Genomic DNA, 16,065 nt, shown 5'->3' with positions numbered 1-16,065 from the left:
ACTCCTTAAATTTTTACGGATTCGTTAATCTTGCTGAAACTCTTGAATATGCAAAACAACATTTTTGCCATTGCGAGGAGTGGCTATAAAGCCGGTGAATGTCCAACTGCTACCAACGGCCTGCTTTACAAGCCGTTCAGCAATCACCCCAAAGGAGATTGCCTTGATTGCAGCTTTCACTTGTCTTTCTTGCCCTGCCTCTTGAACACTGGACTCATGAGTCAACTTCAGGTTCAGGGCTGGCAGACCTGCAGGCGTGTAACGCAACGCGTCAAACTCTTCAATGCAGGCCGAAAATACGAGATGATTGCTGGATGGATTCACTCGCCTCTCAACTGGCAGCGTTGTTAGGCTTGGTATTCAGCTTGTTGAGTTTTGCGGGCGTCTTCACGCTCGACGGTTTTCATCATCGAAGATGGGCCGGTATCAGCCTTTTTCTTGAGAACGGTCAGGTGACGCAAAACTGCATCATTGAATTTGAACGCATGCTCAAGTTCAGCCATGACGGCCTGATCTGCTTCGATGTTGACGCAAAGGTAATGAGCCTTAGCCAGCTTATTGATCATATAAACCAACTGACGACGACCCCAGTCTTCGACGCGGTGAATCTTACCGCCGCCGGCAGTGATCATGCCTTTGTAACGCTCCAGCATAGCGGGAACCTGCTCGCTCTGATCCGGATGGATCATGAGAATGATTTCGTAGTGACGCATTGATACTCCTTTTGGATAGCCCCAAGATGGGCAAGAAAAAACCACCCTCAGCGTCTAATTGAGGTGTGGCAAGGCGAAGCCCATCATTATATGCCAAAGACGAGGTCTTGGCTAATGAGTCAAGGACTCGGTCCGGGAGGGCCAAACAAGGCTGGCCACGACAATGATTGCCACGCCCGTCGGGACGCCAAACACGCCTGCTGAAACGGGTTGGATGTCAAACCACATCCCGCTGCCCTGCAGCCCCAAGAATGACCGAACGGGTACGGAATTGATAGCCATGTAATAGATCGTCAAGCCCAGTCCTACGATCATTCCAGCCACAGCGGCGGGTCGTGACGTTTTTTGCCAAAAAATACCCAAAACCATGGCCGGCACGAAGGCGGCCCCCGCCAAAGAGAACGACGCAGAAACCAGATACAGAATATCTGCCGGGCGCTGGGCGGCGACATAAGCCGCAACCAAGGCAACGACAAGCAATGCGAACTTGGACAGCATGACACGCCTTACCGCTCCAGCTCGGTCGCTTTCCCCCTGATAAACAAAGTCATGCGCCAGCGCATTGCCAATAGTCAACAGCAAGCCATCAGCGGTGGAAAGCGCTGCGGCCAGGCCCCCCGCCGCCACCAGCCCCGAAATCACATATGGCAAACCACCCAACTCAGGCATGGCAAGCATCACAATATCTGACCCCATCCGAAGTTCGGCAAATTGCAGAATGTTGTCGCCATTGATATCGCTGACAGACACCAGTGCCGGATCGACTTGCGCCCACTGCGCAATCCAAGATGGCAAGGCGTTGAAATTTTGACCCACGAGCTGACTCATCACCTCATACTTGACGAGAACCGCCAATGCTGGAGCGGATAGGTACAGCAGTGAAATGAAAAACAAGGACCAAGCCACAGACGTCCGAGCCTCCGCCACACTCGGTGTGGTGTAGAACCGGGTCAACAAATGCGGCAGTCCCGCCGTACCCACCATCAAACAAAACATCAACGCAAGAAAATTTCGACGTGAGACATCGAACGCCTCTCGCTCTTTGGGAGTTCCATCCGGGTCGCCGGCATAGGGCTTGGCCTGAAGCGGCATGCCTCCCAGAGGTTGAGCCCGCTCCTGATTGTCCTGCATGGCGCGAGTCCAAAGCTCCCGGGCGGCCGCTTCGTCTTTGGGCAATGCCGCCAACTCACGCTTGGTGGCGAGAATCACCGATTCATCGGCACGCCGCTCGCTGAAAAATCGAACCCGCTCTTTCAACATCTTCCGCTCTGTGTCGAGCGCCAGGGTCACGTTCACCAATTTCAACTCAAAGACCCGTGCGCGTGCGGCATAGGCTTCAATGACCTCGGCCTCAGCCGGTGAATCCAGCAGTTTTTGCTCCAAAGCCGCAATTTTTTGTAGTTGCTGTCCATAGACAAGCGGAGCCATGGGATTGCCGAGTTGCTTGTAAGCCAACCAGGACACGGGGATCAAAAATGCCAGAATCAAGATCACATATTGGGCCACTTGCGTCCAGGTCACAGCCCGCATGCCTCCTAAAAATGAGCACACCAGCACGCCACCTAGTCCCAGCAAAATACCGACCTCAAACTGAACGCCAGTCATTCGCGATGTGATCAATCCCACGCCGTAGATTTGGGCAACAACATAGGTGAAGGAGCAAAGAACCGCGGCAAAAGCGGCAATCTGCCGCGGCCAGTGGCCACCAAAGCGGGCGGCGAAGTAGTCCGGGATCGTAAAAAGACCCAAACCTCGCAAATAAGGCGCCACCAACAACGCAACCAGGCAGAAACCACCGGTCCAACCCAATACATAAACCAACCCACCTGCCTGCGAAGGGGTGCCGGAAAACCCTTGCAAATAAAGGCCCCCCGCCATACTAATGAACGATGCGGCACTCATCCAGTCTGCGGCGGTTGCCATGCCGTTGTAGAACGCAGGTATTCGACGCCCGGCAACGTAGTACTCGGCAGCGTCCGAGGTTCTGCCGTAAATACCAATGGCGGCGTACAAAGTCACTGACGCGAAAAGAAAGACTCCACCGACCCAGGTTTTCTTTAAGCCAATGTGCTCAGCCACGGCCAAAGCAGCGAGAAACAACAACAGCAAGACCACGTAAATGGCAAACCGTCGATGCAATCTCAACTTGTAAACCGCATAGGCTGGATCGACCGAGAGGCCGGCCCCGTCGCGGCGATTGGCAACCCAGGCGAAGCACGCCACGATCGCAATGAAGATGAAAACGCTGCCTTGGGCAGCAAACCAATAGCCGACAGGCCAACCGCGCACAACCATTTGTAAATCGTGCGCGAAAAAAACAACCCCGAAGGAGGCCAAAAACCAGACTGCAAGCAGCCAAGCGTGCAGCCGCAGTCCGCCTGGGAATGTCGACGACGCGATAGCACCCGGCGCCGGATTCAACATGGCTTCATCATCTTGAAAAGCTGTCGAACCACGGCGCTCAAATCCAGCGTCTAGCGAGCGAGTCGCTTCCAGGTTGCGATAACAGAGTCGGGGTTCAAGGAGATTGAGGAAATTCCCTCGTCTTTCAACCAATCCGCGAAGTCCGGGTGGTCGCTGGGGCCCTGACCGCAAATACCTACATATTTTCCTTGAGCCTTGCAGGCTGCGATGGCCTGACTGATCAGCGCGGTGACCGCAGGATCACGCTCGTCGAAGTCAGCCGCCAACAACTCGAGGCCAGAATCGCGGTCCAGACCCAAGGTCAACTGAGTCAAATCGTTGGAACCGATCGAGAAACCATCGAAGTACTCCAGAAACTGAGTGGCCAGGATGGCGTTGCTTGGCACTTCGCACATCATGATGATTTTCAGATCATCTTGTCCACGCTTCAGTCCGTGCGCCGCCAGCAACTCGGTAACCCGTTTCGCCTGCCCAAGGGTTCGCACAAACGGCACCATCACCTGAACGTTGGTCAAGCCCATGTCGAGCCGCACTCGCTTCAGTGCTTCACACTCCATGGCAAATGCCTCGCCAAAATCTGCACTGATGTATCGCGCGGCGCCACGGAAGCCCAACATTGGGTTTTCTTCCTCTGGCTCGTAGCGGCTTCCACCAATCAGTTTGCGGTATTCATTGCTCTTGAAGTCTGACAAGCGCACGATGACCGGTTTTGGCCAGAAGGCTGCGCCAATGGTTGCGATACCCTCTGCCACTCGGTCCACATAAAAACCACGGGGTGAGGCGTGGCCACGCGCCACAGACTCGACCGCCTTCTTCAAATCTGCATCAATGTTGGGGTAATCCAAAATGGCTTTGGGATGCACGCCGATGTTGTTGTTGATGATGAACTCCAGCCGGGCCAGACCCACACCCTCATTCGGTAACTGGCAAAAATCAAATGCCAGCTGTGGATTGCCCACATTCATCATGATCTTGACATCGATTTCTGGCATCACCCCACGCTCAACCTCCGTGACCTCAGTGTCAAGAAGCCCGTCATAGATAAAACCGGTATCGCCCTCTGAGCAACTGACCGTCACCAGCATGCCTTCCTTGAGCAATTCGGTTGCGTTGCCGCAGCCGACCACCGCGGGAATGCCCAATTCACGAGCGATGATGGCGGCATGGCAAGTACGCCCACCCCGGTTGGTCACGATGGCGGCAGCCCGCTTCATCACAGGCTCCCAGTTGGGATCGGTCATGTCGGTGACCAGCACATCGCCAGGCTGGACCGAGTCCATCTCGCTGATGTTGTGCACGATTCGCACCGGGCCGGTTCCAATTTTCTGCCCAATGGCCCGCCCTTCCGCAAGCACGGTGCCAGTGCTCTTGAGCTTGTAACGGTGCTCGGCCTTCCCGGCGGCTTGGCTTTTCACCGTCTCAGGCCGAGCCTGCAAAATGTAAAGCTCTCCATCGAGGCCATCCTTGCCCCACTCAATGTCCATAGCGCGGCCATAGTGTTGCTCAATGACAAGCGCGTAAGAAGCCAGCTTTTCGACGTCACCGTCCGTCAAGGAGTAGCGGTTTCGCAACTCGGCCGGCACGTCTGTGGTCTTCACCAATTGGCCCGTCGCAGCCTTCTCTTCAGGCGTGCTGAATTGCATTTGAAGCAGCTTGGAACCCAAGCTGCGTCGAATCACGGCACGTTTGCCTGCCTTGAGCATGGGCTTGTGCACATAGAACTCGTCAGGATTCACAGCCCCTTGCACCACCGTTTCACCGAGGCCATAGCTGGAAGTGATGAAAACCACGTCTGAGAAGCCAGATTCAGTGTCAATGGTGAACATGACACCGGCCGCACCTAGGTCTGAGCGGACCATGCGCTGAATACCGGCGCTCAAAGCCACATGCTCGTGGGCAAACCCTTTGTGAACACGGTAGCTAATCGCGCGATCGTTGTACAAGGACGCGAAGACTTCCTTCATCTTGTGCAGAATCGCATCAATGCCCGTGACATTCAAGAAGGTTTCTTGCTGGCCCGCAAATGAAGCGTCAGGCAGGTCCTCAGCAGTCGCTGAAGAGCGCACTGCAAACGACGCCTGCGGATTGTCTGCACTCAAGACCAAGAAGGCGTCTCGAATGGACTGCTCCAAGTCAGCGGGAAAGGGCTGAGCCTCGACCATGGCGCGAATTTCCGCCCCAACCCGGGCCAATGCGCGAACGTCTTCAGTATCCAATTTGCTCAAACTGGCATTGATTCGTCCGCTGAGATCCTCAAACGCCAGAAACTCGCGAAACGCATGCGCAGTAGTGGCAAAACCGGTCGGAACTTTGACCCCGGTGGGCAAATGTGAAATCATTTCCCCCAAGCTGGCGTTTTTTCCACCAACTGAGTCGACATCAGTCATCCTCAGTTTTTCGAACGGGACGACCAAATCGGTCTCTTTGAACAATGTAGACATGGGAAGCTCCAGAAGTTAAAAACGGCGCAGTACATGCAATCGGCGCTCACACGCACCGACCATGCTCACGCAATCGCTCTGACTTGTTGTCGCTATTTTTGTCAGCCAATCGCGTGACTAAATTGGGTTGAAACACGTTATTGTAGGCGGGCAACAAGTTCACAATAGCCCCGGCGCTTTCAAAAACCTGAGGGCGAAAATTCAACTCACCCGATCAAACACCATGCCAAATCGCACAGTTTTCTTCATTTCTGACGGCACGGGCATCACCGCTGAAACCTTTGGAAAAGCCATATTGGCTCAATTTGAAATCACGTCCCGCCATGTGCGATTGCCGTTTATGGACTCGGTCGACAAAGCCCACCAAGCAGTTCGGCAGATCAATCACGCAGGAATCGTCGATGGCGCCAAACCCATTGTGTTCACCACTTTGGTGAATATGGAGGTTTTGAAAGTCATCACAGAGGGGTGCCAAGGCATGCTTCTGGACATGTTTGGAACCTTCGTCCACCCGTTGGAGACGGAGCTCAAGCTGAAGTCGAACCACCGCATTGGCCGATTCAGCGACGCCAGCAAAAGCAAGGAATACCAGTCCCGCATCGAAGCCATCAACTTCTCGCTGGTTCATGATGACGGGCAATCAAATCGAGACTTGGCGCAATCGGACGTCATTCTGGTTGGTGTCAGCCGCAGCGGAAAGACACCCACGTCTTTGTACCTGGCCATGCAGTACGGACTGAAGGCGTCCAACTACCCATTGATTCCTGAGGACTTTGAACGCCAGCATTTGCCACCGGCCCTCAAGGATCACAAGGCAAAAATATTTGGTTTGACCATTCAACCAGAGCGATTGAGCGAGATCCGAAACGAACGCCGACCCAACTCCAAATATGCCTCCATCGAAAACTGCCGCATGGAGGTGCGAGAAGCCGAGGCCATGATGAAACTGGCGGGCATTCGCTGGTTGTCCACGACGACCAAGTCGATTGAGGAAATCGCAACGACCATCTTGCAAGAAATCCGGCCAGAGCGATTGACCTACTAAAAGGCTTAGACGCATCGCATGACAACAAAGAAGCAGCATGCGAATCAACCGTCTTTTTTAAGACGAGCTCAAGGTGGGTTTGAAGTTGATCGATGTGGCGCCCACCCACACTGCTGCCTATCGGCGCTGAAAAACGGGCTCAGGATTTGAAGCGGCCAATAGTCCAAACCGAGGCAGCAGCCAGTACCGATCGACAGCCCGTTCCAGCCTCGCGCCAGGCAAACCCAATCGACCGGAATTAGGCACCAATGTTACTGGTGAATCTACGTATACCTAACCTGGCGTGGCACCACCGAGGCATGTGCTTCAGCCCGTTGTTGGGTGTCGCACAACTTTCCAAGCTGAACTCGGTGCAGTTGCCTCGTCCCAAATCCAGACGACCTGCGACCTTGACTCATGCAGGGGCCTTTTTGCACAAAGAAGACTATTTTCTTGAAGTTTTGATAAATTATTTCAAATTTATTCTAAATGACAACGATTCGTATTTACAATAATTGACATTCATAGCCAGCCACCCCGCGCCATTCATTGACGTTTGCGGATTCAGCCAGCCCCCCCCTTTCTGAATCAATTGTCAATATGAATCAATCCAAAAAAAAACCGGCAATTAATGCTATAGCCCCCGTCAATAAAGCGGGGAAAGCTGCTCATTCAATAGCACCTCGGGCCATGATCCTGCCGCTGGGCGCGGCACTGCTGGCCGGGTCAATGAGCGCATTGGCTCAACAAGTGGATACAAACGCCGCCGCGACGCTCAAACCGGTGATCGTCAAGGAAAAGGCAGAAGCGTCTGAGGGTAAAGATGCCTTGCGGGCGACCACCACCGGCATTGGCAAGGGCAAGGGCAAGGGCAAGGGCAAGGGCAACCAGGCACTGCGTGATATTCCCCAATCTGTCACGGTGGTCACCGAAAAGCTCGTGGATGACCGAAATCTGGACACCTTGAAAGACGTATTGCACAACACAGCCGGCGTGACGTTTCAGGCAGCCGAGGGCGGCGAAGAAGACATTCGTCTGCGCGGCTTTTCTCTGGCGACCTCGGGCGACATCTTTGTAGATGGCTTGCGCGACCCCGCGTTTTATGACCGCGACACCTTCAACAATGACCGCATCGAGTTGCTGCGTGGTTCAGCCTCCATACTGTTTGGACGGGGCTCCACGGGCGGTGCCGTTAATCAAGTCAGCAAACAGCCTCGCGCCATCGATGAACACGAGGTGTCCACGACGCTTGGCAGCCACAATTTTCGCCGCGTCACGGGCGACTTCAACATCAAGACGGGCGAAGACGCGGCACTGCACATCAACGCCATGGCCACCAAAGCGGACAACAACGGAGCGGGTAGCAGCATTGACAAAAAAGGCATCGCCGCCACCTACCGATTTGGCATTGGCACGGCCGATGAGTTTTCACTCGGTCTCTACCATTTGGACAACAACAACGGCATGAACTATGGGCTGCCGTGGATCAAACCCACGTCCAGCGCCGCTGCCGCTGCCACCACCATCAACAACAACCTGGACCCCAGCGCGTATTACGGCTTGGCGAGTGACCGCAATGCAGGTGAAGTCACCTACCTGACGGCCAGTCACACTCACCGCTTTCAGGACGACAGCGAGCTCAAAACCACAGTGCGACGGGGCAGCTATGACCGCGACCAGCGCGCCGTGACGATCCGAAATGCAAATGGTACAGGCCTGGATAACTTCAGCGACCGCACAGTTTTGAACCGCAGCTCCAGAATCAAAATTCAAGACCTCAACTCTCTCTATTTGCAAAGTGAATACTCCACAAAACTGATGGCACTGGGGCTAAAGCACGAAATTTTGGCAGGCGTCGACTTTGCCGACGAAGTGAAAAACGTTTACCGCGCTAGTGGCACAACAAGTCAGCGCAGCACCTTGGCCGGCACACCCAACGACGGTGTGTCATTTGACGAAGGCAGCCGCGTGCTCAGTCTGTCAAGCGCATTCCACGCGAAGAATATGGGCGCCTATTTGCAGGACATGATGTACCTCACCCCCGAGTGGAAAGTGCTGGCGGGCTTGCGCTACGACACGATGGACGGCGCGTATGACACCATCTCCACAACGGGCGCCATATCCTCTTACCAACAGAAGATTTCCAACTGGAGCAAACGCTTTGGGGTGCTGTACCAGCCCAACGACCTCACTTCGTACCATTTCTCATACGGCACTTCATTCAACACCTCGGCGGACACCTACTCCTACAGCGCTTTGAGCGCCAACACCGACCCGGAGCAAAGCCGCAATATTGAATTTGGGGCCAAGCTGGACACAGCGGACAAGCGCTTCACCACCCGGCTGGCGCTGTTTCATTCAACCAAGTTCAACGAACGCAATACAGACCCCGATTCAGCCGCAACCGCGATGTTGCTGTCCGGCAAGCGGCACACCGTGGGATTCGAAATTGACATCACAGGGCGCCTGACCAATGAATGGGAGGTGTATGGCTCATATATGTGGATGCCCACCGCCAACATTGACGTCGCGGCCGCCACAGCCACTGCGGGTGAGCGAACGGGTGAGCGCCCGTCGCTGACCCCTGTGCACACGGGCACCGTGTGGTCTACCTACCAATTGACCCCGCAACTGCGCCTCGGCGCCGGAGTTAACTTTCGCAGCGAACAAGCCCCTAACCGCAATCCTGGCTGGTTGGCGCCAGACTACGCCACTGTGGATGTGATGGGTGAATACAAATTCAATGACCGGTACACGCTGAAAGCCAATGTGAGCAACGTGGCCAACAAACTCTACGCAGACTCGCTCTACACCGGCCACTATGTGCCTGGCTCCGGACGCAATGCCCAGCTCACCCTCAACGTGAAGTTTTAACTCAAGTCAACCTGCGCCATGTTGCTTCATATTCCTGATGTCCTGACCCCAGCTGAGGTTCGCCACGCGCAATCCTTGCTGGCCGCCGCCCCGTGGGCGGATGGACGTCCCGGTGCGGGTGTACAAGCCGCGCAGGTCAAGAACAATGAGCAACTGGCGCACAACTGCGCCGCAGCCCAAGAAATCCGCGCCATGGTGCTGCGGGGTTTGGACCGGTGCCCGCTGTTCTTCTCCGCCGCTTTGCCCAAAAAGGTGTTTCCCCCACGGCTCAACCGCTATGGCGGTGACAGCAACTTCTACGGCAACCACATCGATGGCGCCGTGCGCTATATGCCAGACACTGGACAACAGGTTCGCACAGACGTCTCTTGCACCGTGTTCCTCAACGACCCAACAGACTATGACGGCGGGGAGCTATGCATGACCGACACCTTTGGCGAACAAGCCATCAAGCTACCGGCCGGACACATGGTGCTGTACCCGGGCACCAGCTTGCACCAAGTCAAGCCAGTCACTCGCGGATACCGCCTGGCTTGTTTTTTCTGGGTGGAGAGCATGGTCCGCAGCGACGAACAACGCCGCTTGCTGTACGAGCTGGACATGAACCTGCTGGGTCTGCGCACACGCCACGGTGAAACCCAGGAAACCACGGGCCTCACTGGCACCTATCACAACCTCCTGCGCATGTGGGCGGACACCTGAAAGCGAGATGGAAATGCCCTTCCTCACAGCCGTACTCATCAGCCTCGTCTTGGTCATTGGAGGCACCTGGTGGATCTTCGCCGGGAAGACTGATTGAGCCTCGCGTTGTGGCGCCCTAAACTATGACTTTACCCACGCACACCGTTGCCCTTTTACCCGTGAATCGCAAGTTCCTCATTGCTGGTGGCGTCATCGCCTTTCACATGGCGGCGCTGTGGGCCCTTCAATCCGGCCTGCGCAGCCGACCGGTGGAGGTCATCATTCCGGCCGAAATACTGGTTGAGTTCAACACGCCAGCTGCGTCCAAAGTGACGCCACCCGCGCCGGCCCCTGCCCCGCCTAAACCGACGCCCGTGAAAGCGGTGACCAAGAAAACACCGGGTCCTGCCAAGGCGCCAGCCCCCCTGCCGCTGGCCATTGTCGATCCGACGCCCGCGCCGACCGCCCAAGTTGGCGCTTTGGAGGCCCCAGTAGCGACTGGTCCCCAAGTGGTGAGCGCTTCACCAGCCGTGGTCGCCAAGGCGGCCCCCACGCCCCAATTGCCTCAACTTGTGCTGCCGTCCAGCGACGCCGATTACCTTCAAAATCCCAAGCCGCCCTACCCGGCGCTGAGCAAGCGCCTGGGCGAACAAGGCAAGGTAGTGGTTCGAGTGTTGATTGGCATCGACGGCACAGCCCAAAAAACAGAACTCAAACAATCCAGCGGCTTTGACCGGCTGGACCAGACCGCGCTCACCACCGTGCTGCGTTGGCGTTATGTGCCCGGAAAGCGGGCCGGCGTGCCAGAGGCGATGTGGTTCAACGTGCCTATCAGCTTCGTTCTCGAATAATTTTTTAATTTCTATCTGGAGTCAATATGAATTCTCAACTTGGACTGATCAATTTCTGGACCCAAGGCGATTGGGTCACCAAAGCCGTGGCCTTGGTCTTGCTCACCATGTCATTGGCCTCATGGATGGTCATCGTGCTCAAGGCGCTAGACGTCTTCAAGTACAAGAAACTGGCCGCGGGCACCGAGGCGTTCTGGCACAGTGAAGACTTGGCCACCGGCCTGACCGCACTGGGCGGAGACGACAGCAACCCCTTTCGCCAAGTCGCACTCGCCGGCCGCGAGGCCACTGCCCACCATAGCAACACCAAAGTTCAGCTGCACAACACGCTGGATATGAGTGATTGGGTCACCAGAAGTCTTCGCAACGCCATCGATGACAGCACCGCCCGCCTGCAATCTGGCTTGGCCATTCTGGCCTCGGTCGGCTCTACCGCCCCGTTTGTGGGCTTGTTTGGAACCGTCTGGGGCATCTACCACGCCCTGCTGGGCATCGGCGCCGCCGGCACCGCCACCATTGACAAAGTGGCGGGACCCATTGGCGAGGCACTCATCATGACGGCGCTGGGCTTGGCTGTCGCCATTCCCGCCGTGCTGGGCTACAACGCGCTGGTTCGCGGCAACAAATCCGTGCTGACCAAGCTCAACCGCTTCGCACATGACCTGCACGCCTACTTTGTCACAGGTGCCCGTGTCAGCAGTGGCACCGGCAATGGCAAAGTCGTTCCGATGAAGAAAGCCTGAGGAGAATCACATGGCATTCGGAACCCAAGATGAGCCCGATGATGTGATGAACGAGATCAACATGACGCCGCTGGTCGATGTCATGCTGGTCTTGCTGATCATCTTCATCATCACTGTGCCCGTGATGAAGCACGCGGTGAACGTGGAACTGCCGCGCGTCACCAATGAAATTCAGCAAACCAAGCCAAAAACCATCGCGCTCAGCGTTGACTCCCAGGGCAATTACCACTGGAATGAAGCGCCGGTGCAAGACAGCGAGCTGCTCACTCGATTGCAGGCTGAAGCCCTCAAGGTGCCCCAGGCGGACCTGCATATTCGGGGTGACAAAGATGTGCGCTATGAGCGTGTGGCCCAAGTCATGGCTGCTGCACAGCAGGCGGGCATCAAGAAAATTGGATTCATCACCGAGCCGAAGAACTGATGACGGACCGATCTAAGACGCTAGTTGTACCCGGCAGTGACACGGCCTTGTCCACAACCAAATCAGTGCCGGCGTCAGCATTCGACAACAAGACGCAGTCTCTGCAGAGCGCCGACCTGTTCAATGGGGAGAAAGTCGTCCACATTGCTCACCATGGAGAGATTTACCGCCTGCAAACCACCAAACTGGGGAAATTAATTCTGACCAAATAGGTTGGGAAAAAATTATCCATTGGGCAAGTGCCAAAGCCAGATCGCAACCAGCGCGCAACTCGCACCCGGTATCCAGCGCACGGACGGCGGAAGGAGCCACCAGGCCATCACAGAACTCAGCGTCATCATCACCGACGCCAGTTGCTTGGCCCGCAGTGGTACCGCTCTACAGGCCCGCCAGTGGCGAACCATGGGACCAAATCGAGTGTGATTTAGCATCCACTGCTCATAGCGAGCACTCCCCCGGGAGAAACAAAAAGCTGCCAGAAGCACGAAAGGAGTGGTCGGAAGCAGCGGCAGCGCAATGCCAATCACGCCGGCGACCAAGCAAGCAACTCCACAGAACATCCAAATCCACCGCTGCCAACGCGGTAACAAAGGCGTAGGAAGGGATTCTTGCATCACGCCTATTGTCCGGCGCCGACACTCACAAAGCGGTTACAGACCAATGGCGGCGATACCCGCCTTGGCGATCTGTGCGTCCTCTGAGGACTTCACACCGCTTACGCCCACAGCACCCAGGCACTGTCCGTCCTTCATGATGGGAACCCCACCTTCCAGCATGCCGCTGATCTCGGGCGCGCTCAAAAATGACGTGCGTCCGCCATTGATCAAGTCTTCATAGATCTTGCTTTCGCGCCGACCCAGGGCCGCCGTCTTCGCTTTCGCCGGCGCAATGTGCGCAGAGATGGGGGCAACGCCGTCAAGACGCTGCAGCCAGAGCAAGTGACCGCCGTCGTCCACGATCGCAATCGTGACCGCCCAATTGTTTTTCAGTGCCTCAGCCTCGGCAGCCGCAGCGATGGCTTTCACATCAGACAGTTCGAGTGCAAATTTGTTTTTCATTGAGTGGAACCTACATTTATAAAACAAATAGCATAACGCCTTGAATGCACCTCTTTCAGCTTGTTTCAGGTGGAAGTATCCTTACAAAAAGTGGGCCCCATCGCACAGCCAATTTTGGCGAGCCGATTGATAGCCCCTAGAATCAAAGCAACCCTGCACATCGCAGGCCATGAAGGAGTATCACTGTGAATGACAACATTCAACCCATCGAACAAGGTTTTGGCCACGGCGCCATGGCCGCGCAGCGCAACAAAGTGCTGCGCAATACCTACTTGTTGTTGGCACTGAGCCTGTTGCCTACGGTGTTGGGTGCCTGGATAGGCGTCACCACTGGCATCACCCAATCACTGTCGGGTGGACTCGGATTGATCGTATTCCTCGGCGGTGCCTTCGGCTTCATTTACGCCATTGAAAAGACCAAGAACTCGGCTGCGGGTGTCCCAGTTCTTCTGGGCTTCACCTTCTTCATGGGCTTGATGTTGTCTCGCATGATTGCCATGGTTCTCGGCTTCAAAAACGGCCCTGACTTGATCATGACGGCGTTTGCAGGCACTGCTGGCATCTTCTTCGTCATGGCCAGTCTGTCAACCGTCATCAAACGCGACCTCTCTGGCATGGGCAAGTGGTTATTTGTGGGCGCGATGGCCGTGATTATTGGCGGCATCATCAATGTGTTTGTGGGCTCCACCGCAGGAATGATGGCCATTTCGGTGGCTGTGATTGGTATTTTCAGTGCCTACATGTTGTACGACCTGAAGCGCATCATTGACGGTGGCGAGACCAATTACATCAGTGCAACGCTGTCTATGTACCTCAACATCATCAATGTGTTCCAGGCCTTGCTGTCCCTATTGGGCATCATGGGCGGTGAGCGCGACTAAGTTTGACGCCAACGCATTAAAAAGGCCCGCTCGGGCCTTTTTTTGCTTCAATATTCCAGATCACTTAACTCATCCGCCATTTGGCCGATATTCCCTATATGCCACAGCTTCACGTCATGACCTCTCGCCTTCTCGTCGCCGCGACTGTGCTTTTGCTGGCCGGGTGTGAAATCCCCGGATTGGGCCCAGACCCGCGTATGCTCCAACGCGAAGCGGACGCCAAAGCGACTGGCAGCGCGTGTCGGTACGGATTGCGCAGCATTGAAGACTGCTATGTCTTGAATGCAAAGCTGTCCAAATCCTCGATATTTGAAGGCTGGAAATCGATGGACGGGTACATGCGGGAGAACAGCATTGAAGGTATTCCCGCCACAATGACTCCGACAGCGCCTGCTGAGGAAATCATTGAGGATGCCCCGACAGAGAAAAGCGCCGGCAAATCGGCGGCGCACTAGGCTTTGCCAAGGCGGCTTGGTATCTCTGAGGTGCCTAAGTTCGTCACTCCACGAAGTCGAACACCGCCATGCTTTCCACGTGGGCCGTGTGCGGGAACATGTTGACCATGCCCGCCGCCGAGCAGCGGTAGCCCCCTTGTGACACCAATACGCCCGCATCACGGGCCAATGTCGCGGGGTTGCAACTAACGTAGACAATGCGCTTAGGAGGTGTCCAATCCAGCCCACCCTCCACAGGCGGGTGATTGATGGGGTCCAACTTTTGCTGATGGAGGTCTGCCAGTGCCTGAAACAGGGCATACGCCCCTTCCCGTGGTGGGTCCACCAACCACTTGTCAGAAACACCGTCCTGAACCAATAGCTCAGGCGTCATGTTAAACAAGTTTCTAGCTACAAATTTTGTAGCACATAGTGCTGATCTAATAGAGCGCTGACTCGTATTTTTCTGATAATTTTCCCGAGACCGTGCCACCAGCGTCTCGCTGCCCTCCACTCCCAGCACCTCTCTTGCCAGCGTGGCGAGTGGCAGCGTGAAGTTGCCCAAACCGCAGAACCAGTCAATCACGCGCTCGCTCTTTTTGACATCCAGCAACCGCAAGGACCGAGCCACCAGAACCCGGTTGATATGGGGATTCACCTGCGTGAAGTCAGTCGGCTTGAAGGGCATATGGATGCCAAATTCTGGCAGGTCGTAACTCAACTCTTCAACGGCCTCATCCAGCAATTGAACGGTGTCCAGCCCCCCCGATTGCAGCCACCATTGAACACCTGCATGTTCAATCGCAAAAGCCCGCAGCCGCGCCCGGTCGGCCTCGCTCAGCGCCTCCATATGGCGAAGTACCAACGCAGTCACCGAGTCACCACAAGCGAGTTCGATTTGGGGACAGGTGTCAACGGCATCCATGGAGGTGATCAAGGCACGCAAGGGCAGCAGCAGGTCGCTCACGTGCGGCGGCAGCACATGACACTCTCTCATGTCCGCCACGAAGCCGCTCTTACGCTCATGAAACCCGACCAGGACAGTACCCTTTTTTCGCACATTTCGCACCGAAATCCGCGCCCGGTAGCGGTAACCCCAAGCAGGGCCTTCAATGGGCCGCAGAATCATGTCGGCCTTCACTTTACCCAAATGCCACAAGTTGTCTTCCAGCACCCGTTGTTTGACGGCCACCTGGGCGCCCACATGTAAATGCTGCATTTTGCAGCCACCGCAAGCGCCCTCATGCAGCCCAAAGTGGGGGCAGCCCGGCTTGACCCGCTGCGAGGATTCACGGTGAATCGCAGTGACAGCGCCCTGCTCCCAACTGCTCTTCTTGCGATGGACCACCGCACTCACCCACTCAAAGGGAAGCGCTCCTTTGATAAAAACCACTTTGCCATCGACCCGATGGGCGACACCTTGCGCCTCAAGATCAAGAGACTTCACATACAGTGAGTCAGCCGGAAAATTGTCTGGTATTTGAATTTCGTCAGTCATGTCACTATTGTCTCAGGCCGGC

The 16,065-nt window shown here is 55.7% G+C and carries 16 protein-coding genes; 9 read left to right on the top strand and 7 right to left on the bottom strand.

All coding sequences use genetic code 11. From position 1 onward, the window contains the following. Nucleotides 1-24 precede the first annotated feature (24 nt). The 4 genes from priB to ppsA all read right to left on the bottom strand — a co-directional run bounded on the left by priB (nt 25) and on the right by ppsA (nt 5,578). Nucleotides 25-324: a primosomal replication protein N gene (priB, locus tag J8G15_RS02200; RefSeq protein ID WP_210545775.1), complete on the bottom strand. Its 300-nt coding sequence runs from the start codon at nt 322-324 to the stop codon at nt 25-27. 23 nt (nt 325-347) lie between these two features. Next, complete coding sequence (gene rpsF / locus J8G15_RS02195) at nt 348-713, bottom strand: 30S ribosomal protein S6 (protein WP_210545774.1); 366 nt, start codon at nt 711-713, stop codon at nt 348-350. Between the two features lie 111 nt (nt 714-824). Further along, nucleotides 825-3,137 carry a VC_2705 family sodium/solute symporter gene (locus J8G15_RS02190; protein WP_210545772.1) on the bottom strand — a complete coding sequence of 771 codons (2,313 nt, stop codon included), beginning with the start codon at nt 3,135-3,137 and terminating at the stop codon, nt 825-827. A gap of 50 nt (nt 3,138-3,187) precedes the next feature. Next, nucleotides 3,188-5,578 (bottom strand): phosphoenolpyruvate synthase, encoded by a 2,391-nt coding sequence (gene ppsA, locus J8G15_RS02185; protein WP_210545770.1) that lies wholly within the window; start codon nt 5,576-5,578, stop codon nt 3,188-3,190. Nucleotides 5,579-5,801: 223 nt separating this feature from the next. Between ppsA and J8G15_RS02180 the strand changes: the two genes are divergently transcribed. The 7 genes from J8G15_RS02180 to hemP all read left to right on the top strand — a co-directional run bounded on the left by J8G15_RS02180 (nt 5,802) and on the right by hemP (nt 12,384). Beyond that, a complete protein-coding gene (locus tag J8G15_RS02180; RefSeq protein ID WP_210545768.1) occupies nt 5,802-6,623 on the top strand; it encodes a pyruvate, water dikinase regulatory protein in 822 nt (273 codons plus the stop codon). Between the two features lie 669 nt (nt 6,624-7,292). Beyond that, nucleotides 7,293-9,476, top strand: a complete 2,184-nt coding sequence (locus J8G15_RS02175) for a TonB-dependent siderophore receptor (RefSeq protein ID WP_210545767.1) — start codon at nt 7,293-7,295, stop codon at nt 9,474-9,476. Nucleotides 9,477-9,494: 18 nt separating this feature from the next. Further along, nucleotides 9,495-10,178, top strand: a complete 684-nt coding sequence (locus tag J8G15_RS02170) for a Fe2+-dependent dioxygenase (RefSeq protein WP_210545765.1) — start codon at nt 9,495-9,497, stop codon at nt 10,176-10,178. Between the two features lie 122 nt (nt 10,179-10,300). Continuing rightward, nucleotides 10,301-11,008, top strand: coding sequence for an energy transducer TonB (locus tag J8G15_RS02165; protein WP_210545763.1), 708 nt, complete (start codon nt 10,301-10,303; stop codon nt 11,006-11,008). 26 nt (nt 11,009-11,034) lie between these two features. After that, nucleotides 11,035-11,751, top strand: coding sequence for a MotA/TolQ/ExbB proton channel family protein (locus tag J8G15_RS02160; RefSeq protein ID WP_210545761.1), 717 nt, complete (start codon nt 11,035-11,037; stop codon nt 11,749-11,751). 10 nt (nt 11,752-11,761) lie between these two features. Further along, complete coding sequence (locus J8G15_RS02155; RefSeq protein WP_210545759.1) at nt 11,762-12,172, top strand: biopolymer transporter ExbD; 411 nt, start codon at nt 11,762-11,764, stop codon at nt 12,170-12,172. Further along, nucleotides 12,172-12,384 (top strand): hemin uptake protein HemP, encoded by a 213-nt coding sequence (gene hemP, locus J8G15_RS02150; RefSeq protein WP_210545758.1) that lies wholly within the window; start codon nt 12,172-12,174, stop codon nt 12,382-12,384. Before J8G15_RS02155 ends, hemP begins: the two co-directional genes overlap by 1 nt. 12 nt (nt 12,385-12,396) lie before the next feature. On the opposite strand, the gene J8G15_RS02145 is transcribed toward hemP, so the two are convergent. Next, nucleotides 12,397-12,732, bottom strand: a complete 336-nt coding sequence (locus J8G15_RS02145; protein ID WP_240538532.1) for a YbaN family protein — start codon at nt 12,730-12,732, stop codon at nt 12,397-12,399. A gap of 90 nt (nt 12,733-12,822) precedes the next feature. Beyond that, on the bottom strand, nt 12,823-13,230 hold the full coding sequence (locus J8G15_RS02140) for a heme-binding protein (RefSeq protein WP_210545754.1): 408 nt from the start codon (nt 13,228-13,230) through the stop codon (nt 12,823-12,825). Between the two features lie 233 nt (nt 13,231-13,463). Between J8G15_RS02140 and J8G15_RS02135 the strand changes: the two genes are divergently transcribed. Both J8G15_RS02135 and J8G15_RS02130 read left to right on the top strand, forming a co-directional pair. Beyond that, nucleotides 13,464-14,111 (top strand): Bax inhibitor-1 family protein, encoded by a 648-nt coding sequence (locus tag J8G15_RS02135; RefSeq protein WP_210547424.1) that lies wholly within the window; start codon nt 13,464-13,466, stop codon nt 14,109-14,111. Between the two features lie 116 nt (nt 14,112-14,227). Then, nucleotides 14,228-14,566 carry a hypothetical protein gene (locus J8G15_RS02130; protein ID WP_240538411.1) on the top strand — a complete coding sequence of 113 codons (339 nt, stop codon included), beginning with the start codon at nt 14,228-14,230 and terminating at the stop codon, nt 14,564-14,566. A gap of 43 nt (nt 14,567-14,609) precedes the next feature. On the opposite strand, the gene rlmD is transcribed toward J8G15_RS02130, so the two are convergent. Then, the gene (gene rlmD, locus J8G15_RS02125; RefSeq protein WP_210545752.1) at nt 14,610-16,043 is read right to left on the bottom strand and encodes a 23S rRNA (uracil(1939)-C(5))-methyltransferase RlmD; all 1,434 of its coding nucleotides are present in this window, start codon (nt 16,041-16,043) and stop codon (nt 14,610-14,612) included. Nucleotides 16,044-16,065 lie beyond the last annotated feature (22 nt).

It is taken from the genome of Rhodoferax sp. PAMC 29310 (assembly GCF_017948265.1).
GTDB lineage: Bacteria > Pseudomonadota > Gammaproteobacteria > Burkholderiales > Burkholderiaceae_C > Rhodoferax.
Note: the sequence above shows the minus strand (reverse complement) of the source record. Positions and strands in the feature narration are given on the sequence as shown.